The sequence below is a fragment of the Limosilactobacillus oris genome (assembly GCF_025311495.1).
GTDB lineage: Bacteria > Bacillota > Bacilli > Lactobacillales > Lactobacillaceae > Limosilactobacillus > Limosilactobacillus oris_A.
This window is the reverse complement of the sequence record NZ_CP104398.1, coordinates 1,204,922-1,224,184: the sequence shown is the minus strand read 5'-3', so window position 1 is coordinate 1,224,184 and position 19,263 is coordinate 1,204,922. Positions and strand designations below refer to the sequence as shown.

General features: G+C 49.2%; 17 protein-coding genes and 2 pseudogenes. 11 read left to right on the top strand and 8 right to left on the bottom strand.

The features are described 5' to 3' along the window. The first annotated feature begins 128 nt into the window (after nucleotides 1-128). The gene (locus tag N4599_RS06130; RefSeq protein ID WP_260898470.1) at nucleotides 129-1,475 is read left to right on the top strand and encodes an SLC45 family MFS transporter; all 1,347 of its coding nucleotides are present in this window, start codon (nucleotides 129-131) and stop codon (nucleotides 1,473-1,475) included. Then, entirely contained in the window at nucleotides 1,475-3,241 is a 1,767-nt protein-coding gene (locus N4599_RS06125; protein WP_260898468.1) for a glycoside hydrolase family 13 protein, read from the top strand. Before N4599_RS06130 ends, N4599_RS06125 begins: the two co-directional genes overlap by 1 nt. A gap of 71 nt (nucleotides 3,242-3,312) precedes the next feature. Here the strand turns inward: N4599_RS06125 and greA are convergent, their stop codons facing one another. Beyond that, nucleotides 3,313-3,810 carry a transcription elongation factor GreA gene (gene greA / locus N4599_RS06120; protein WP_260898467.1) on the bottom strand — a complete coding sequence of 166 codons (498 nt, stop codon included), beginning with the start codon at nucleotides 3,808-3,810 and terminating at the stop codon, nucleotides 3,313-3,315. Nucleotides 3,811-3,894: 84 nt separating this feature from the next. Between greA and N4599_RS06115 the strand changes: the two genes are divergently transcribed. The 4 genes from N4599_RS06115 to N4599_RS06100 all read left to right on the top strand — a co-directional run bounded on the left by N4599_RS06115 (nucleotide 3,895) and on the right by N4599_RS06100 (nucleotide 8,204). Then, a complete protein-coding gene (locus N4599_RS06115; protein WP_191363333.1) occupies nucleotides 3,895-5,001 on the top strand; it encodes a hypothetical protein in 1,107 nt (368 codons plus the stop codon). 15 nt (nucleotides 5,002-5,016) lie between these two features. After that, nucleotides 5,017-5,343, top strand: a complete 327-nt coding sequence (locus N4599_RS06110; protein ID WP_260898463.1) for a hypothetical protein — start codon at nucleotides 5,017-5,019, stop codon at nucleotides 5,341-5,343. 388 nt (nucleotides 5,344-5,731) lie between these two features. Further along, nucleotides 5,732-6,844, top strand: a complete 1,113-nt coding sequence (gene ald, locus N4599_RS06105) for an alanine dehydrogenase (protein ID WP_260898460.1) — start codon at nucleotides 5,732-5,734, stop codon at nucleotides 6,842-6,844. Beyond that, nucleotides 6,837-8,204: an APC family permease gene (locus N4599_RS06100; protein ID WP_260898458.1), complete on the top strand. Its 1,368-nt coding sequence runs from the start codon at nucleotides 6,837-6,839 to the stop codon at nucleotides 8,202-8,204. The genes ald and N4599_RS06100 overlap by 8 nt, the downstream gene beginning before the upstream one ends. A 99-nt stretch (nucleotides 8,205-8,303) precedes the next feature. Here the strand turns inward: N4599_RS06100 and N4599_RS06095 are convergent, their stop codons facing one another. Genes N4599_RS06095 through N4599_RS06080 form a run of 4 tightly spaced genes read right to left on the bottom strand, consistent with a single transcriptional unit; the run spans nucleotide 8,304 to nucleotide 10,856 of the window. Continuing rightward, complete coding sequence (locus N4599_RS06095) at nucleotides 8,304-8,528, bottom strand: hypothetical protein (RefSeq protein ID WP_194176912.1); 225 nt, start codon at nucleotides 8,526-8,528, stop codon at nucleotides 8,304-8,306. A 15-nt stretch (nucleotides 8,529-8,543) separates the two neighbouring features. Beyond that, on the bottom strand, nucleotides 8,544-9,050 hold the full coding sequence (locus N4599_RS06090; protein WP_260898456.1) for a YbhB/YbcL family Raf kinase inhibitor-like protein: 507 nt from the start codon (nucleotides 9,048-9,050) through the stop codon (nucleotides 8,544-8,546). A 37-nt stretch (nucleotides 9,051-9,087) separates the two neighbouring features. After that, complete coding sequence (locus N4599_RS06085) at nucleotides 9,088-9,882, bottom strand: tyrosine-protein phosphatase (protein ID WP_260898453.1); 795 nt, start codon at nucleotides 9,880-9,882, stop codon at nucleotides 9,088-9,090. Next, nucleotides 9,879-10,856 (bottom strand): SGNH/GDSL hydrolase family protein, encoded by a 978-nt coding sequence (locus tag N4599_RS06080; RefSeq protein ID WP_191363327.1) that lies wholly within the window; start codon nucleotides 10,854-10,856, stop codon nucleotides 9,879-9,881. The genes N4599_RS06085 and N4599_RS06080 overlap by 4 nt, the downstream gene beginning before the upstream one ends. Nucleotides 10,857-11,040: 184 nt before the next feature. Between N4599_RS06080 and N4599_RS06075 the strand changes: the two genes are divergently transcribed. From N4599_RS06075 to N4599_RS06060, 4 genes are all read left to right on the top strand, one after another. Continuing rightward, nucleotides 11,041-12,219, top strand: a complete 1,179-nt coding sequence (locus N4599_RS06075) for a galactokinase (RefSeq protein ID WP_194176908.1) — start codon at nucleotides 11,041-11,043, stop codon at nucleotides 12,217-12,219. Nucleotides 12,220-12,248: 29 nt separating this feature from the next. Continuing rightward, the gene (locus N4599_RS06070) at nucleotides 12,249-13,697 is read left to right on the top strand and encodes a UDP-glucose--hexose-1-phosphate uridylyltransferase (protein WP_260898450.1); all 1,449 of its coding nucleotides are present in this window, start codon (nucleotides 12,249-12,251) and stop codon (nucleotides 13,695-13,697) included. A 26-nt stretch (nucleotides 13,698-13,723) separates the two neighbouring features. Further along, nucleotides 13,724-14,716 carry a LacI family DNA-binding transcriptional regulator gene (locus N4599_RS06065; protein WP_260898447.1) on the top strand — a complete coding sequence of 331 codons (993 nt, stop codon included), beginning with the start codon at nucleotides 13,724-13,726 and terminating at the stop codon, nucleotides 14,714-14,716. A 306-nt stretch (nucleotides 14,717-15,022) separates the two neighbouring features. After that, a complete protein-coding gene (locus N4599_RS06060; RefSeq protein WP_260902501.1) occupies nucleotides 15,023-15,145 on the top strand; it encodes a helix-turn-helix domain-containing protein in 123 nt (40 codons plus the stop codon). A 473-nt stretch (nucleotides 15,146-15,618) separates the two neighbouring features. Here N4599_RS06060 and N4599_RS06055 read toward each other — a convergent pair whose 3' ends face one another. The 3 genes and pseudogenes from N4599_RS06055 to N4599_RS06045 all read right to left on the bottom strand — a co-directional run bounded on the left by N4599_RS06055 (nucleotide 15,619) and on the right by N4599_RS06045 (nucleotide 17,490). Continuing rightward, a complete protein-coding gene (locus N4599_RS06055) occupies nucleotides 15,619-15,930 on the bottom strand; it encodes a metal-sulfur cluster assembly factor (protein WP_260898444.1) in 312 nt (103 codons plus the stop codon). A gap of 2 nt (nucleotides 15,931-15,932) precedes the next feature. Further along, nucleotides 15,933-16,813 (bottom strand): annotated as a pseudogene (gene sdaAA / locus N4599_RS06050) (L-serine ammonia-lyase, iron-sulfur-dependent, subunit alpha). Nucleotides 16,814-16,829: 16 nt separating this feature from the next. Continuing rightward, a pseudogene (locus N4599_RS06045) lies at nucleotides 16,830-17,490 on the bottom strand (serine dehydratase beta chain). 429 nt (nucleotides 17,491-17,919) lie between these two features. Here N4599_RS06045 and N4599_RS06040 point away from each other — a divergent pair. After that, nucleotides 17,920-19,197, top strand: coding sequence for a dicarboxylate/amino acid:cation symporter (locus N4599_RS06040; protein ID WP_003715508.1), 1,278 nt, complete (start codon nucleotides 17,920-17,922; stop codon nucleotides 19,195-19,197). The last annotated feature ends 66 nt before the right edge of the window (nucleotides 19,198-19,263 follow it).

Below are 19,263 nucleotides of genomic sequence, written 5' to 3'. Positions count from 1 at the left end.
CAAAGCGACCATGACTTTTAAAAATAACCCATCACGGAATAAAAATGTGCAAGCGGTTGCACAAACAATCAAACAGTTGTATTATGTAAGCGTAATCATTATATATTGCTGATGGGGGTACTACTAGTATGAGCGAGAAAAAGCTAAACAAACACTTACCATCCCTGGCGTTTTCAGTATTAATGCTGATGACGTTTGGGAACCTCGGAACTTCAATGGCCTTTGCCTTGCAGAGCGCCAATATGGGACGGATTTTCCAGACACTGGGCGCTGATCCAACCAAACTAGGCTGGTTCTTCATCTTGCCGCCCCTTGCCGGAATGATAGTTCAGCCGCTGGTCGGCTACTTCTCCGACCGGACCTGGATCCCGAAGATTGGTCGGCGGCTGCCGTACCTGATTTTAGGGACAGTTGTGGCCGTTATTGTGATGTGCCTATTGCCAAACTCTGGTTCATTTGGCTTTAAGACTTCGACCGCACTCTGGTTTGGTGCCGTTGCGATCCTGTTTATGGACCTGTCCTCTAACATGTCGATGCAACCATTTAAGATGATGATTTCCGACATGGTAAACGATGAACAAAAGGACCAGGCATGGTCATGGCAGACGATTTGGGGAAACATCGGTTCTGTGGCTGCCGACCTCTTCCCATTCTTCCTGACCTGGATCGGGGTTAAAAATATCGCTGCCAAGGGTGAGTTGCCAGAATCAGTCAAGTGGTCATTCTACCTCGGTGCTGCAATCCTGGTTGTTTCGTCCGTGTTTACCATTTGGAAGGTTGATGAATACGACCCGGCAACTTATGCTAAATACCACGGTTTAGACGAAAACTCTGACATTAGCGAAAACTTCTTCACGATTATTAAGCGCGCGCCAAAGGTTTTCTGGACGCTGGGCATTGTTGAATTTTTCTCCTGGACTGGTTTCCAATACTTGTGGACCTATGGTACCGGGACGGTTGCCCAAAACATTTGGCACACCACAGATGCTACTAGTGCGGCTTATCAGGCGGCCGGTAACTGGTTTGGTGTTCTATCTGCCGTTGAGGTCGGGGTTGCCATCATTTATGGTCTGGTTTTGCAAAAACTAAACGATAAGATTCGGAAGCCGGCTTATGCTTTCGGGATGCTTTTAGGGGCGCTGGGCTTCTGGGGCCTGTCCGTTGCGCCTACTAAGTTCTTGTCCTTTGTTGCCTTTATCGGCATCGGGATGTGCTGGGTTACCATCAACTCGATTCCATTTACTATTCTGACCAATGCCCTGGACGGTAAACACGATGGTACCTACATGGGATTATTCAACTGCTGGATCTGCTTCCCACAGATTGTAGCTTCTGTTTGCTCCTTTGCCCTTTACCCGCTGCTCGGCAACTATATGCCATATATGCTGGCCGTTGCCGCTGTATTAGCCCTGATCGGTGCGTTTGCGGTTTACGTTGTCAAGGAAACCTCGGTCGAAAAGGGGGATATTGACTAATGAATTTCGCTGCTATCTACCACCGGCCGGAAAGCGAAATGGCCTACCTCTATGACCCACAGACGATGCACATTCGCCTCCGCACGGCCAAAAACGATGTCAAAACCGTGGGGCTGATGCACGGTGACCCTTATAGCCTCCGCAGTCTGGCTGGGATCAAGCCGCCATTTTACCTAACGCCGACGCCGATGAAGAAGATCTTATCAGATGACCTGTATGATTACTGGCAGCTGGCGGTGACTGAACCCAAGAAACGGTTGGCGTATGCCTTTGACATTACGGGTGCTGACGGGACGCGGACAGTTTATACCGATCGCGGCTATATCCAACCGGACGACCACGCCGCATTGGATGAGTTAAACACCTACTTTCGGATGCCGTTCTTCCAGGAGATCGATATGTTCCATGCCCCAGAATGGGTGAAAAACACGGTTTGGTACCAGATCTTCCCGGAACGGTTTGCCAATGGGGATCAAACTAACGATCCGGTCGGGACCAAGGCGTGGAATGCCAGTGACCATCCGGAGCGCCAGGACTTCTACGGTGGTGACTTGCAGGGGGTTCTGGACCACCTCGACCACCTGCAAGAACTGGGGGTCAACGGGATTTACTTTAACCCGCTGTTTAAAGCGCCGTCTAATCATAAGTACGATACCGAAGACTACTACCAGATCGACCCCCATTTTGGCGATGCCGCACTGTTTAAGAAAGTGGTTAACCAGGCCCACAAGCGGGGGATTAAGGTGATGCTTGACGCGGTCTTTAACCACATTGGGGATAAGTCGCCGCAGTGGCAGGATGTCCTCAAGAATGGCCAGAACTCAAAGTACGCCGGTTGGTTCCACGTAAATCAATTTCCAGCAACCTATACGCCGACGAAAAACTTTGAATTTACGCCCGACGCCAGCTACGATACTTTTGACTACAATCCCCACATGCCGAAACTCAATACCGCCAACCCAGAGGTGCAGGAGTACCTGTTAGGGATTGCGAAATACTGGATCAAAGAGTTTGATATTGATGCCTGGCGGCTAGATGTGGCGAATGAAATTGACCACCACTTCTGGAAGAGCTTCTACCAGGAGACCACGGCCCTCAAGCCGGACTTCTACATCTTGGGTGAAATTTGGCACACTTCGCAGGCTTGGCTGAACGGGGATGAGTTCAGCGGGGTTATGAATTACAGTTATACTGGCGCGATTTTGGACCACTTCATCAACCATCGGCTCCGGGCGGACCAGCTGGTTGACCAACTCAGCAACCAGCTAATGAAGTACCGTGACCAGACGAACCAGATGATGTTTAACGTCCTCGATTCCCATGACACGGCCAGAATTATGACCCTGGCCCACGATAACCGCGACCTGGTTAAGCAGACCTTTGCCTTTACTTTCTTGCAACCCGGGACGCCGTCGATTTATTACGGGACCGAGTATGGGATGGACGGCGAAAACGACCCCGACTGCCGGAAGCCAATGAACTGGAAGCCGGATGCGACGGCCCAGGAAATGTTTGCGGACTTTAAGAAGCTCGTTGCCTTGCGCAAAGATTATGCTCACCTGCTTGCGGGCGGGACAATTGCCTTTCGGGTTTTGCCAAACGGTTTGGTCGGAGTTTGTCGAAAGGACGCCGATCAAGTGCTGACGGGACTTTTCAACACCACGAACGCACCAGTTGCTGTCACAGCTAAGGGTCGGGTGCTTTTGAGCCAGGGGGTTCATGAGCAGCAACTAGCCCCAGCTGGCTTTATGATTACAGTCGAATAGGCACCAGCCGCGAGGATGATAAAACCTCTGTTAACTTAATGTGTAAGGTTCACATAGTTAGCAGAGGTTTTTTACAGTTCAATCTTAATGATGGTAACCTGGTAAGTTGCTTGTGGTGCCTGGACTGTGACCCTAGTTCCTGCGGCCTGGTGCATTAGTGCTTGGCCAAGCGGGGAGTCGAAAGCGACTTTTTGTTTTGCCAGGTCAGCTTCTTGCTTGCCGACGATTTGGTAGGTGACCACGTCGTGATCATCTTCAAACCGGATCGTCACTCGCGTACCCAGGTCAACCGTACTGGCGTCGGTCGGTGCAATAATCTCCGAATACTGGAGCTGCTTGTTGAGGTAGCGGAGCCGGCTCTCCAGGTGCCGCAGTTCCCGCTTGGCCGTACTGTACTCCGTGTTTTCTGAAAGGTCGCCAAGGGCACGTGCCGCCTTTAGCTGCTCAATTTTAGCGGGCCGCTGGGCCTGTAGGCGGGCAATCTCATCTTCAATTTCCTGGTAGCCCGCCTTCGTCATCTTTTGAAAATAAACGTGTTTCATTGCTTCTTGAATCTTCTTTTTCTGCATTTGACTTCCCCCGCTACTTCTTTATTTTTTAATTATGATATGATAGAAAGGAAAATTCAATTTATGACGGAGGAGTAGTGAAGAATGAACGAACGAGAAGGAAAGGTTAAAGAGTTCCTTGCTTCGTCCACGTATCATCAGCTATCTGCTAACCAGCAAAAGCACGCGCAAGATATCTTGACCCGCTTTACTCAGCATATGTTGGAGGAACAGCACCTGGCCGACACCGCGTGGACTCCCCAGGCGGTCAAAGAAGTAATGGTGGGTGACTTTATCGCTGATCCCGCGCTGACCAACCAGTTTGGGATTGCCGTGGCGCCCGTGTTAAAGGCGTATGTCGCTTTCATTAAGCCGGCAAACTACCAGGAGCTGATTCAGGTAATCGATGACCAGCGGGTTAATATGAACGCCTGCCGGAAGGCCCACCAGACTTGGGCACAATTACACGGGACGCAGGACGTTCAAGCAACTGCCACGCCGTCCCAGCCGGCAGAAAATAACGATGACCAAGCAGCCGCTACGCCGTGGTCAAAGGAACAACTGGCCGCTTTTATTAAGCAGGCAAGGGAAGCCGCTGCACTGGCGCCAGAGTTTCAAAATCAATTACTAGACGGTGCTAGTCGCCAGTACCTGGTTAGCCAGTTTATCCAGCTGATGGCGCAAGAAGTTCATCAATACCCCGGCAGTTGGGCATTCAACGACTTGCAGCAAGTGCTGGGAATGATGATGCCGCTAGACCCGGAAATCACCCCGAAGCAGATCAAAAACATTGTCCCGACCGCGCAGGCGCTGTTTGACTACCTGAAGCGGACGGAGCAAATTGACCTGGACCAGTACCGGATTGGCTTAAAGGCAATTGCGAAGATGCAGCCGTCACAAGATATGCTGGCTAGTTTAACTCGGCAGGAGCGGGAAACCCAGTTAATGCTGTCCTTTATTCGGAGTAACGGGATCGACACTGATGACGTGCAGACAGCAGAGAAGTGGATGGACGATCACCGCGCGGAAGTAGCGGGCTTCATGCGCACGCTCCTGAACCCCTGGAGCGAGTACGAACACCAACAATTGGTAAAACGCCAGCAACGCTTAGCCCGTCAGCAGGCAGCTTCGACCGCGGCACCAGCTCCACGGCGGGCACCGCGCGGCATTAAGTTTAGCAAAAAAGCCCGGCGGAAGAAGCGGCGAAAATAGAAAGGAAGTCAACGAATGAGTGTTGAAATCCCCCAAAGCATGGATGATGTGGTTATGCAGGTGGCGCAGCGCCGCCTCCATGGTGAACAGGTCAGTGAAGACGAGGTTATTCACCAGGCCGTCCAAGACATTTTGCAAGCATTGTTTGATGAAGCCTTGGAAGGACATTACGATGATGTTCACTGGGCCGGTGATAACTTGACGGTGACAGACATTATGGGAAAACAAGTCGGTAAGCTTGCCCCCCAAGGGACGAGCTTTATCGCGGATTTTCGGGAGAATGCCGACGCATTGATTACGCGCTTGGAAGAAGAGACTGCCAAGATTGTCGGCGGACGGTAGGAAAGAAAACTAGCGTTAAATAAAAGGAGGCTGGGGAAAACCTCAGCCTCTTCGCTATTTTAAAGGTAAAAGTGTAACAGGGTGCGGTAGCTGGCCCACGCTCTGTTTGTTGATAAAGAATTATTTTGGTAGAACTGTTATATTTTAAGACGAATTGTGGTTAATTGTCCTGTTAGTGAATGAATGACAAGCGCAAAATAGCTCGCAGCAACTACCTGAAAATTCACAAGACATTAGTTTGTGAAATAAGTGCTGTTACACATTTAAATAGGTAGGAAAATGCTTTTATATTAGTTCTTCACAAAAACCGGGCTTGTGAAACTACGATAATTATATTATTTTAAATATGAGCATAAGGGAGGCGCCAAATGAAAGGAGCATCTTAGTTATGTTAATCGGTATTCCAAAGGAAATCAAGAACCAAGAAGAACGTGTCGGTGCTACACCAAGCATGGTCGCCAGTCTGATTTCTGCAGGCCACGAAGTAATTGTGGAACATAAAGCTGGAACTGGCAGCGGCTTTACTGATGCAGATTACACCGCGGTAGGAGCCCAAATTGGCTCAGCTGATGAAGCATGGCAGGCCGAGATGGTAATCAAGGTCAAGGAACCGCTAGAAGCAGAATATCACTACTTCCGTCCCGGAATGATTATCTATACTTACCTTCATTTAGCTGCTGATCCGCAATTAACGGCGGCAATGCTAGAAAAAGGCGTAGTGGGAGTTGCCTATGAAACGATGGTCGGGCGCAACGGTGGTCTTCCGCTGTTAGCACCAATGAGTGAAATCGCTGGCCGGATGTCGGTCCAAGTCGGAACTCACTTCTTAGAAGAACCCCATGGCGGAAAAGGACGTCTGCTGGCTGGAACGACCGGAGTAGCCCGGGGAAAAGTAACCGTGATCGGTGCGGGAACCGTTGGCTTCAATGCTGCGAAGATTGCAGTAGGGCTGGGGGCCCAGGTAACCATTTTAGACATCAATGCATCCCGGCTAGAATACATTGATAATCTTTTTGACGGTAAAGTTCAGACCTTGATGTCGACACCACATAATATCGCGGCGGCGGTTGAAAAAGCTGACCTGGCAATCGGGGCTGTTTTGATTCCCGGTGCGAAGGCGCCAACCCTGGTAACGACAGAAACGATTGACAAGATGGAAGATGGTTCAGTGATCGTCGATGTGCCAATCGACCAGGGCGGGATCTTTGAAACAACTACTCATGCTACCACTCACGACGACCCGGTTTACGTCTCGCACGGGGTAATTCACTATACGGTTGCTAACATTCCGGGAGCAGTACCAAAGACTGCGACGGAAGCACTGACCAGCGCGACGACCGGTCCGGCACTGAAAATCGCCAACCTGGGAATCGCGGCGGCTGCTAAAAGTGACCACGAAATCGCAACTGGCGTCAACACATATGATGGGAACCTAACTTCTAAGGCGGTGGCCGATAGCCTGAAGTTAACATATACTCCCCTGGATGATTTAATTGGGTAGCCACCGAATTGAGCCAAGCCTGGTTCTGCAAAATGCAGCAAAGGCTGAAAAAGATCGAACCCTCGGCCTGTTTGATCTAACGATTCTAGGTGTCGGGGCGATTATTGGGACCGGAATCCTAGTATTAACAGGAATTGTGGCTGCCCAGGATGCTGGCCCGGCCGTGACACTCTCCTTCTTGATTGCCGCGACGGCCAGTTGTTTGATTGGCTTGTGCTACGCGGAATTAACAACGAGTATCCCGAATTCTGGTGGGGCGTATATCTATACTTGGGTTTCAATTGGCCGGCTGCCTGCCTTCTTTACTGGCTGGACCTTACTGGGGGTCTATGTCGCGACAACCGCGACCGTGGCTAACGGGTGGACGGGCTATGTTAAGTCCTTCCTATATGAACTGAATGTTCACCTGCCAAGTAGCCTCCTCGTACCAGCGGGCAACGGTGGACTGGTCAATTTACCAGCAGTGATAATGGTGCTGCTGATTACGTTGCTCTTAATGCAAGGAACTGGGCAGAGCAAGTTTGTTAACGACTGCCTGGTCTGTGTCAAATTAATTGTGATATTACTCTTCATTGTGGTTAGTATTCGGGATGTGAATCCAGTTAATTGGCGGCCATACTTCCCATACGGTGCCCAAGGAGTAATGACTGGTGCAGGAGCAGTCTTTTTCTCCTTCCTCGGCTTTGACGCGCTAGCAACATCGGCAGAAGACGCCCAGGATGTCCAACACTCTATCCCGCGAGCAATCGTTTACTCGCTAGTAATCTCGACCACACTGTATATAATTGTGGGGTTGGTAATGACGGGCGTAGTTAAGTATCCAAAGCTGGCCGTCTCAGAGGCGATGTCCTATGTTTTGATTACTCGTGGGCATAAGCTGGTTGCTCAAGTTGTTTCAGCAGGAGCTATTTTAGGAATCATTGCGGTCGTTTACGCCTTTATCTATGCGGGCTCGAATATTATGAAGGCAATGAGCCGGGGCGGGTTCCTGCCAGCTTCTTGGTCGAAGCTCAATGAGCGCAGTGGTAGTCCTAACCGAGCCATCTTGTTAAACGGCTGTTTAGCGGCTGCCCTTGCCGGAGAATTTGACCTTCATTACTTGGCATTAATAGCGAATGTTGGTTCGCTGATAGTGTTCTTTCTAGTTTCTCTGATGGTGATTTTGCTAAGGAAACAGTATCCGCACTTAGCAAGGCCGTTTGTTGTGCCGGGTGGAAAGGTAGTTCCGCTGTTGGCAATGACGATTTGTATAGCCCTGCTAATAACAATTTCGAAAGAAGCCTGGTTGGCCTACATTGCTTGGCTGGTTTTCGGCGGGGTCATTTACATTGCCTACTCACGACACCACGTGATTGCTTAGTGATGCCGTTCAATCCGATGAGCAAAGTAATTCTTTGCTAGTTCAAACATTAAAAGAAACGCTCTCCAATGTTCAGTTAATTGGGGAGCGTTTCTTAAATTACAGCTTATCCTTAACGTCATATGGCTGCGACTTTTGGTGGTCAGCCGGTAAGGCGTCCTTGGCGTAGAAAATAGCGTATTCTTCATCGTCGGGGCCCTTGGCGATAACTAAATCATCGCTCTGGCGTTCCCGCTTAAAAATCTGTCCTTTGCGGACGGCTTCGTTGTAGTCATGGATGTTGGCGATTGAGTCGCCAGGATTAAAAAAGATTCTTGTTTTCATCTGTTATCACTTCCTTTAGGCGCGGCTTGGTAAGGTTGCTTTAGCTTTTGCCAGTACGTGGCCCGCACTTTGATGAATAAAGTCGTTTAGCCAGTATCCATCAGCGAGGGGCAGGTCTGTATCGAGGGCGTATACGGTCAGGGTGTAGTCATGGGCCTTGTCAGGCGGCTGGGGCCCTACGTAGCCGCTGCTGATCCGGGGATCACCGTTGACAAGTCGACCAGCGTTACTGTTTTTTCCTTGAACAAACTGGTCGGCTAACTCGCGGCTGGCATTGGCCGGAATAGTTGTCATTGTTGCTGGAATGTTAGCTGCTAGCCAGTGAATCCAGGTAAAACCGCAGACTGGTGTGGAGTCAAAGTCGACAAAGACAAGGGCAAATGACTTGGTAGCCGCGGGGGCATCGCTAATACTGATGGGAAACGACTTGATGGGATGGTCCGCTAGCATTGCGCTGGCCGGAGCATATTTGCCGTATTCATCCGCTAGTAAGCCGTTTTCCAATGGAACTGAAACATGCATACGCACATCCTCCTTATGTTCATCATTATAACCTTTCCTAGTCTAAATATAAACGCCGCAAGTCTGCTAAGTCACCGCGGGTCAGCCCCAGGCAGTCGGTCAGGTACTGTGTCGGGCTGCCAGCCAAGCGGTTAACAGTTTCAATGGCTGTGCTCAGGTAACCAGGAAAGACTGCCATCATATCACTACGGTTCTTGATAACGGCGTCCCGATTGCCCAGCTCAGCGGTACTGGCCCGCAGCTGGGCAACCCACCGGCGTCGAAAAGCGGCGGTGACATCGTTTGTTAGCAGGTAATCTTGGAGGATGGTTTCACGTGGAACACCAAGGGCGGTCAAAAGCAGGTAGGCGCCAAAACCGGTCCGGTCCTTCCCGGCTGTGCAGTGGAAGAGGGTTGCCCCAGATTGATTGCTTAATAGTAGCTGAAACAGCTCTTGGTAGGCTTGCTGGGCGCTGGCTAACTGTACCATGTTGCGGTATTCCAGCTGCATATGCCGGTAGCCATTACCTACTTCCTGCATTTCTCGGGCGACTTCCTCGTCACTGCGAGAGGTATTGGTAACGTCGATGCTGAAGACAGGGAGGTGGTAGTACTTGGCAGTGCGGGGCACCCGGTCAGGCGCGGCGGTGATTTCTGGTTTCGACCGCAAATCAATGTCAACGGTAACCGGGATTGCCACGAGGGCTTCCTGATCTTGTTCGTCAAGGTTGTTAAGGGCGCCGGAACGAATCAGACGGTGCCACTTAACAGTATGCCCATCGCTGGTTTGGTAGCCGCCAAGGTCGCGAAAGTTATAACCATGCTTAATCGGAAGTAATCGTTGTTGTGTCATGGGTGTACCCTCCTTGATTCAGCTAGTGCTGCTTTTAGTACCGGGACAAGGTGGTGAGCTGCCGTCGAAGAGCCGTTCTGGTTGGGGTGGAGCCCATCAGTGAAGTCCTGACACCAGCCGGTGGTATTCACCAGCTGGAATTGGTGGCGCGCGGCCAGCTGGCTGATTTGGCTTTGAAACGTCTGACTAAATGGCGTTAGGACCAGGACTTTGCTGCCCGGAAAAGTGGTTGCGACTTGCTCTAGAAACTGGTCGTAAGCGCGGGTGAACTGGTCGCTGGCAAAGCGGCGGTCATTAACCCCTAAGTTCACTACTACCACCCGGGGCTGGTTGGTTTTCCAAGGAGTGACGTTGTCAATCGACCCCAGGAAGTCCTTCACAGTTGGGACGCCGCCGGTACCGGGCCGGAGAACGCCAGCGGCGGAGTAGGCGATGCGGACGCTGTCAATTGCTAACTGGTCACTGGCAATGCCGACATAGTTACTTTCTGGACGGTAATCGACTGCGGCGTGCTTACCCATTACCCAGCAGCCAGCGGTAATCGAATCACCGATAAAATCAACCAGGGGCCGTTCCGCGGCTGGTGTTAGCTGCCCGCCGTTAACAGCAATGCCGTTAATAGCAAAACCCTCCTGGCCCGTCCAAACCTCATCAAAGTCGCTGTTACCCGCTGTCATGATTTCAACCAGGTGGCGGTGGCGGTCTGGAAGCTGTAAGCTGACCGGGGAATCTTGTACCTGGAAACGTTGCCAGGGCTGCTGGTCATAGCGCCATGCATAGACCTGGTGGGGGAAACCGGGGTGTCCGTTGTTGACTGTTTGCAGGTCAAAGGAGAGCGCTCCGGTAATATTGAAGCGGATAGTGCTGCTCAGGTTAGTGGTGTATAGTGTTGCCTGGCCCTTGATAGTTTTAACCACCCACCGGCCGGTTCGCTGGGCTAGCGGGAGTAATTGTTTTGGCGAATACTGCTTCATACGGGTCTCCTCTTTGCTCGTTTTTTCTATTTTAACATTGTTTGCTGTGTTATATTTTAGAAAGCGCTCACTACATTTATTTAATGAAAATGAAAGCGCTTATTGACGAATGGGGTAAATGATACTAAAATATATTTAGTAAAAATTTACTATGTAGTTTATTTGGACAATGGAGGTTATCGTGATGGATAAGCAACAGTTTCTTGACGAATACAAGGCGGTATTTAACGAAAACGGCAAGGATGTTTTCTTCTCACCTGGCCGGATCAATGTGATCGGTGAGCATACTGACTATAACGGCGGACACGTCTTTCCGTGTGCCATCAGTATTGGGACCTATGGTGTTTACGGGCCGCGGGAAGACAGTACGGTGGCGGTTTACTCTGCTAACTCCGCCAAGGAAGAAAACAGCAAGATTATTACCTTTGACATTAACGATGACCAACCGCAGGCAGCTGCTGATGAAAAGTGGGTCAACTACTTCAAGGGGATGCTGGTGTACCTCAAGGAGCGCAACTACAACATTGACCACGGCTTCAACCTGTACATCCACGGTTACCTGCCATACGGTTCCGGCCTGTCATCATCGGCTTCGATCGAAATGCTGATGGGAAACATTTTGAAGGACGAATTCGACCTGGACATTGACGAGGTCGAACTGGTTAAGCTGGGTCAGAAGACCGAAAATGACTTTGTCGGCCTGAACTCCGGAATCATGGACCAGTTTGCCGTTGGAATGGGGAAGAAGGATAACGCCATCTTCCTGGACTGCAACACCTTGGAATACAAGTACCTGCCACTGGAACTGGGCGACTACGAAATCCTGATTATGAGCACCAACAAGACTCACTCCCTGGCCGGCTCCAAGTACAACGAGCGGGTGGAAGAGTGTCAGGAAGCAGTCAAGCGCCTCAGCAAGAAACTGGATATTAATAAACTTGGTGAAATTGATCCGGAAACCTTCGATCAATACACCTACCTGATTAACGATGACACTCTGATTCGCCGGGCCCGCCACGCGGTCAGTGAAAACGAACGAACTAAGCGGGCCATCGACGCGATGGAAAAGGGCGACCTGGAAGAACTGGGCCGCCTGATCAACGCTTCTCATGTTTCCCTGAAGTACGACTACGAGGTCACTGGGAAGGAACTGGATACCCTGGCCGAAAGTGCTTGGGAACAACCTGGCTGCCTAGGTGCCCGGATGGTCGGCGGAGGCTTTGCCGGGAGTGCGATTGCCATCGTGAAGAAGTCCGCGGCCGAAGACTTTAAGAAGAACGTCGGCAAGATTTACCGGGACAAGATCGGCTACGATGCTAGCTTCTATGATGCCGAAGTTGTTGACGGCCCGCACAAGCTGTAATTAATGCCATTTGCAAGGAGAATGAGAAAATGAAGTTAATGGAAGAGTATGCTGATAAGGTAATTGCCAGCGGGGCCTACGAACCGCTGGACCGGATTTATGTGCTGAACAAGATTCGGGCCCTGGTCGGCGACGAAGATGTTGAAGCCCAGGATGACCAGCCATTAGTGGCGCAACTGGTTGACCTGGCCGTTAAGCACGGGCAAATTGAAGACGGCCAAACCGCCCGCGAAATTCTCAATGACCAGCTTTATGACTTAATGACCCCGCGGCCGTCAGTCGTCAACAGCACTTTCTGGGAAAAGTACCAGCAGTCACCGGAAACGGCGACGGATTGGTTCTACAAGCTGTGTACCAGCAACGATTACGTTAAGGTTGCGGCCATTAAGAAAAACGTGGTCTTTGATAAGCCTACTAAGTATGGTAACTTAGAGATTACGATTAACCTGTCCAAGCCGGAAAAGGACCCCAAGGCCATCGCGGCGGCGGCTCATGATACCAAGAAGAAGTACCCGCAATGTGCGCTCTGCATGGAAAACGAGGGTTACAAAGGTCGGCTCGGTCAAGCAGCCCGGAGCAATCACCGGATTATCCGGATGATGATTGGCGGCAAACAGTGGGGCTTCCAGTATTCTCCATACGCGTACTTCAACGAACACTGTATTTTCCTGTACGGCAAGCACGAACCGATGAAGATCAACCGGCAGACCCTGATTAACTTGGTCGAAATCGAAAACACGCTGCCCGCTTACTTCGTCGGCAGCAACGCGGACTTGCCAATCGTCGGCGGTTCGATGCTGGCTCACGAACACTACCAGGGTGGTCGGCACGTCTTTCCGATGATGAAGGCGACGATTAAGAAGCCGCTGCACTTTGCTGAGTACCCAGCGGTCGAAGCGGGGATCGTTAACTGGCCGATGAGCGATATCCGTCTGACCAGTGCCGACGCGACCCAGCTGATTGACCTGGGGACCCACATCATTGACGTTTGGGACCATTACAGCGACGAAAGCTTGAATATCAAGGCTTTCGATGGCGACACCCGTCACCACACCGTAACGCCGATTATGCACCGCGACGGTGACAGCTATGTCCTTGACCTTGTTTTGCGGGACAACAACACGAACGACCAGTATCCGCTGGGCATTTTCCACCCGCACGAAAAGCTGTGGCACATCAAAAAAGAAAATATCGGTTTGATCGAAGTGATGGGGCGGGCAATTCTGCCGGCCCGGCTCAAGGATGAGCTGGCGGAAGTTAAGAAGTTCTGGCTGGGCCAGGAAAACAAGATTGCGGACAGCCACCTGCCGTGGGCCAAAGAAGTGCAAGACCGTCTGGAAATCACCAAGGACAACGTTGACGAAGTGCTGGAACAGGAACTAGCCAATATCTTCGCTAATGTCCTGGAAAACGCCGGGGTCTTCAAGGACGACGCGGCTGGTCAGGCTGGTTGGGAACGCTTTGTAAACCAACTGTAAGGAGTAACTGAAAGGAGTAGTTAAGGATGGCAGTAACGTTACGAGACATTGCGAATAAAGCAGGGGTATCAATCGCTACGGTATCGCGGATCCTTAATAATGACACGACCCTTTCAGTAAACGAAAAGACGCGGCAACGGGTGATTGAAACCGCGGAACAGTTTAACTATACCAAGCACAAGCGGCCGCAAAGCAACCAGGTCCAAAAGATTGCCGTGATCCAGTGGTATTCGCTAACCCAGGAGCTCGATGACCTCTACTACATGGCAATCCGGATGGAAATCGAGCGGTCAGCCCAGCAGCGAGGCCTGCAGACGGTGCCTATTTACCAGAACAACATGGAAGATATTCCCCAGGACGTGACGGGTATTATCGCCATCGGTAAGTTTAGCAATTCGCAGGTCGAAAAACTGCGGCTGGTTACGAAGAATATCGTTTTTGTCGACTATGACAGTCTAGCGGCTGGCTATGACTGCTTGGTGCCTGATTTTGAAAATGCCGTGCGTTCGGTGATTGGTGAATTCCTTAATGAGGGGATCAAAGACATTGGGATGCTGGCGGGGACGGAAACGACGACGGATAACGAAATCGTGCCGGACCTGCGTCGCTTCTACTTTGAGAGTGACCTCCGCCAACGGGGCCTGTTTCATGAAGAATTTATGTTAGCCGGCGACTACACCTCGATGTCTGGCTATCAGGCAATGAAACAGGCGATTGACCGTCTTGGCGACTGCTTGCCTCACGGAATTTTTATCGCCAATGATCCGATGGCAGTGGGGGCACTGAAAGCCGTCCAGGAAGCCAAAATCGCGGTTCCCCAGCGGCTGGCCCTAATTAGTTTCAACGATACTGCTTTAGTGAAGTACGTTTACCCAAGCATGTCGGCCGTCCACGTAGCAACCGACGAGATGGCCCACGCAGCCGTGGAAATGATGATTAAACGCTTGCGGCGACCAGATGCCGACCCGTGTAAGACGGTTGTCGGCACCCACTTGATTAAGCGGCAGACGACCAAGTGAGGGCAAACTATCAGGGAAAATACATGCATCTTAATCTGAAAGCGCTGAATAGCAGAGCATAGCGCTCCGCTGTTCAGCGCTTTTTGGTGTTTGACGCTAAATGCGAATGGTTTAAAAAACTTCCTGAATGTTGATATACCAGTAATACAAAGCATCTTTGCTTGTCATCAATGACCGCGCTTTAATATAATCTATTCAACATTATCAAGCAAAAGGGAGAATTATCGATGGATTTTAGCACGCAAATTAAGCAACAGCGACAACAGCTGGGGTTTGACCCAAGCCGACGTCGCTAACCAACTTTTTGTGACCCGGCAGACAATTTCAAGTTGGGAGCAGGGGAAGAGCTATCCGGATTTGAATATGTTGGTTCGGCTGAGTGAAGTGTACCAAGTTTCGCTTGATTCCTTACTCAAGGGGGATGAGTAGCTCAAAAATTATTTGGAGCAGGGAAAAGCATACAGTGCCTTTAGTGTATTTAAGGGGTTGTTTTTCCTAATAACGGATGAACTAAATTATGAATCACCGGTTACGCAGTTTTGTATCTGGGGATTTGTGATTACTTTTTGTATTGTTATTTTTTATGGATGGTATGTTCAGCCGTTCTTTCTGGGGATGAATAAGAAGCTGTTCAACCGCAAGAACCACCGGCCAGACCAAAAAGGCCACCTGGCTTAATAAGCTCTGCTGTGGAGTGGTATTCGCGCTGCTTGCGGCCATGGTCACTGTTAATAATGATTGGAGCGATTACCTTTTAACGGCGGGATTAATGCTGATGGGACTGGTGAATATTTTCCAGAAATATATGTGGAAGCAGGGGTAAGAGGGAGAATGACAGGAGTGATGAGGAGAGCAGAAAAGAGTCCCCAAATCAGTCGCAAAGCTGTGTTGAGAACTCTTTTTTAAATACCTAATGCTAATTTAGCAGCTCGACTTAGCCTGTCTGGCGACCATACTGGCTCCCAAACAAATTGCACATCAACATTCCTGACTTCATCAACTTGTTTAACTGCTACTTTAACTTGCTGAACTAAGTAGTCCGAAATTGGACAGCCGATTGTTGTCAAGGTCATTTCAATGAGGCAGATACCATGGTCATCCAAATCAATGGTGTAGATTAAGCCAAGGTTGACTAAGTCAATACCAAGCTCTGGGTCAATAACAGAACTAAGCTGGTTAACAATATCATTGCGAATTACTTGAGCATCACGCATAACTAAACCTCATTACCAAAGATACGCGCCTTGATTGCCTGTCCGGTCGGTGTGCCTGCCAACCCGCCAATTCCAGTTTCACGTAATGATGCCGGTAAGCCCCGGCCAACCTTATCCATTGCCATAATACATTCATCTGTCGGAATCTTGCTGGTGCAGCCGGCTAATGCCATATCGGCGGCAATCAAAGCATTACCCGCGCCAATTGCATTCCGTTTGACACATGGGATTTCCACCAAGCCAGCAATGGGATCACATACAAGTCCTAAAAGATTGGAGATAACGATAGACATCGCCTGTGCACTTTGCTCGGGTGTTCCATTGGCAGCTTCGACTGCGGCAGCAGCTCCCATTGCAGAGGTACTACCGACTTCAACTTGGCACCCCCGTGGCACCAGCAATACCCGCATGGTTAGCAATTACTAATCCGACTCCACCGGCAGTAAAAAGAAAGTTTATCATTTGTTTTTTCGTTAAACTAAGCCGTTCTTTGAGCATAAATAGTATTCCAGGAAGAGTTCCAGATGAGCCAGCGGTAGGCGTTGCACAGACAATGCCCATTGCAGCATTGACCTCATTAGTTGCTATTGCTCCCTGAACGGCTGCCATCATCACATCACCTGAGAGTGGATGGTGACTTGCTCGGTAATTTTTGATTTTAACTGCCTCCCCACCAGTTAGATGAGTCTGTGAAAATACTCCCCTGCCACTTTCCCCGCGTTGAACGGCTGCTTGCATTGTTTGAAGATTTACAGTCATTCGCTGCCAAATTTCATCACGACTTTTCCCAGAAAGCTGACACTCTTGTTCAATGGTTAATTCAGCAATTGTTTTTTCCTGTTTCATTTGCTGCAGTAACGATTTCTTTAATGCTGTTGTACATTATCTTATCCCCCTACTTACAAACAGATAACATTTTTAAACTGCTTCTCAATTTGTTGAATCGTTGCTGCACTCATATAATTTTTTATATCAAACTCATAAATATCGTAGACCTGGCCCTTAAGTGACTGCTTGCGGTAGAATGGTGCAATTTTTTTCGACTACACCAGTTAATTCAACAGCATTAGGGTGCTTTTTTCCGTGATCTATGTAAACAATAATTGGGAGGGGTCCGGCCGGTTGGACAGTAATATTATCAATGACAAACTGCCGAATCTCAATCGCACCGCCACCAATGGAGCAGGCAGTTAATTCAATTGAGTGATTATCGTTGGAAACTTCAAGGACAGCGGTATTGGGATGATGAATAGGGCTGGGACCTTCTTCTACAAAACGGATATCGATGCCGTGCTGACGAGCAAGTTCAACGGCTCTTGGCACACGAGAATCATCAGGGGCAAATCCCTGGACACCCGCAGCAATTGCATAGTCAGTTTCATGGCCACGATGGGTCTTAGCAAATGATTCGTAGTAATAAACAGTAACTTTTCTGATAGGACCATTAAATAGTTTATATGCTGCACGTCCGATTGCGGCTGCACCTGCTGTATGTGAACTTGATGGACCGATCATGGTTGGTCCGATGATATTAAAGACACTCCGGAATTTCGCACCCATTATAAGCTCCCTCCGCTAAATAGTATTAGGCTAAATTTACTATTTTAGATCCCGAAATCTTTTTAGGTGTTTTTTAAAGCTGTTATTCAATTACACTGTTGTTATTCTTAAATAGTGAATAACTGCTAACAGATAAATCTTTTTTTGTAGAGTAATATTGATCAGTGGCACTAAAGTTTAGGCAAACAATAACAAGTATTAATTCCTACAATACTAGCAAAAACTGTACGTTGAAATAACTGGTGGGCCATCTTTTTTGATAGAAGCGGAACTTTACTAGCCAAATCATAAAATTTTACATTTATAAATAGTGAATGACTATGACTGAAAATTAGTTTAAAGTTCACTTTTTATTAAATCGGTACGTGAAAACCGTGAATGGATGTGCTAAAGTAGTTAGTGACATTAACAGGGAGAGAAGGATGAAAAGTGAAACGCTATCGCTTTGGCCGGCTGAGTATGGGCTGGCAAATAATGATTGGTTTAGTATTAGGAATTGTCTGCGGGGTAATTTTTTACCAAAATAAGGGTGCCATTACGGTAATGCAAAGCCTGGGGACCATCTTTATTCGGCTGATTCAAATGATTGTCATGCCGATTGTGGTCTCCTGTCTGACCGTCGGGATTGCCAACATTGGTGACATAAAAAAGCTGGGACGGATTGGTGCCAAGACGTTAATCTATTTTGAAGTCTTGACCACGATTGCCCTGCTACTGGGGATTGGGATGGCGAACCTTACCCATCCAGGGTCTTTTATCAATATTCATGATCTTCACGCAACGGACATTTCGCAGTACATGTCGACAGCTAAGCATGCTGCTCACGACAGCGGCTTTTGGCCTTTGATTCTTTCAATTATTCCAACAAACATCTTTAAGTCGATGTCTGATGGTGACATGATGCCAGTGATCCTATTCTCAGTACTCTTTGGGTTGGGAATTGCGGCCGTCGGTGAAAAAGCCAAAATTCTGATTGATGTTTTGAACGGGGTTTCTGAGGTTATGTTCAAGGTCACTAACTGGGTAATGAAGTTTGCACCCATTGGTGTCTTTGGACTAATTGGGATGACCATTGCGGAGATGGGAATCAGTGCGCTCCTGCCGCTGGGTTACTTCATTTTAATTGCCTACGTGACAATGATTATTTTCATCGTTGTTGTTTTAGGGATTACGGCCCACCTCTTCCACCTGCGTTATTGGAAGACGATGCGGGTTATCTGGGACGAAATCATCTTAGCCTTTACAACTGCTAGTTCCGAAGTAACGTTGCCACGGCTGATGAAAAAGACCCATGAGATGGGGGTTGAAAAGGGGGTTACCTCCTTTGTTATCCCTACTGGGTATACCTTTAACCTTGATGGCTCCGCGATTTACCAATCACTAGCGGCAATCTTCCTCGCACAGGCGTACGGCTTGCACCTGACGCTTGCACATCAAATTACGCTCCTAGTGGTATTAATGATTACCAGTAAGGGGATGGCTGGGGTGCCCGGCGCATCCTTTGTGGTCCTGCTTGCCAGTGTTTCGACGATTGGGGTTCCGATGGCCGGTTTAACCTTTATCGCCGGGATTGATCGTTTCGTTGACATGGGTCGGACGGCAGTTAACGTGGTGGGGAACTCAATTGCCACCCTAGTAATTGGTGAATCAGAAAAGTCATTGAACCGGGAACAATATAACCACTACTTAGATAATTACGGGAAATAATTGAAGCCAAATTAAAAATCCAGGACTGCGGAAGACGGTCCCGGATTTTTTATTGTTTGTAAAAAA

Coding starts and splice junctions, on each gene's coding strand:
- N4599_RS06055 (WP_260898444.1), bottom strand. CDS start 15,930: ATGCGTGATGCTCAAGTAATTCGCAATGATATTGTTAACCAGCTTAGT.
- N4599_RS06085 (WP_260898453.1), bottom strand. CDS start 9,882: ATGACACAACAACGATTACTTCCGATTAAGCATGGTTATAACTTTCGC.
- N4599_RS06130 (WP_260898470.1), top strand. CDS start 129: ATGAGCGAGAAAAAGCTAAACAAACACTTACCATCCCTGGCGTTTTCA.
- N4599_RS06095 (WP_194176912.1), bottom strand. CDS start 8,528: ATGAAAACAAGAATCTTTTTTAATCCTGGCGACTCAATCGCCAACATC.
- ald (WP_260898460.1), top strand. CDS start 5,732: ATGTTAATCGGTATTCCAAAGGAAATCAAGAACCAAGAAGAACGTGTC.
- N4599_RS06070 (WP_260898450.1), top strand. CDS start 12,249: ATGAAGTTAATGGAAGAGTATGCTGATAAGGTAATTGCCAGCGGGGCC.
- greA (WP_260898467.1), bottom strand. CDS start 3,810: ATGCAGAAAAAGAAGATTCAAGAAGCAATGAAACACGTTTATTTTCAA.
- N4599_RS06110 (WP_260898463.1), top strand. CDS start 5,017: ATGAGTGTTGAAATCCCCCAAAGCATGGATGATGTGGTTATGCAGGTG.
- N4599_RS06080 (WP_191363327.1), bottom strand. CDS start 10,856: ATGAAGCAGTATTCGCCAAAACAATTACTCCCGCTAGCCCAGCGAACC.
- N4599_RS06090 (WP_260898456.1), bottom strand. CDS start 9,050: ATGCATGTTTCAGTTCCATTGGAAAACGGCTTACTAGCGGATGAATAC.
- N4599_RS06075 (WP_194176908.1), top strand. CDS start 11,041: ATGGATAAGCAACAGTTTCTTGACGAATACAAGGCGGTATTTAACGAA.
- N4599_RS06115 (WP_191363333.1), top strand. CDS start 3,895: ATGAACGAACGAGAAGGAAAGGTTAAAGAGTTCCTTGCTTCGTCCACG.
- N4599_RS06125 (WP_260898468.1), top strand. CDS start 1,475: ATGAATTTCGCTGCTATCTACCACCGGCCGGAAAGCGAAATGGCCTAC.
- N4599_RS06065 (WP_260898447.1), top strand. CDS start 13,724: ATGGCAGTAACGTTACGAGACATTGCGAATAAAGCAGGGGTATCAATC.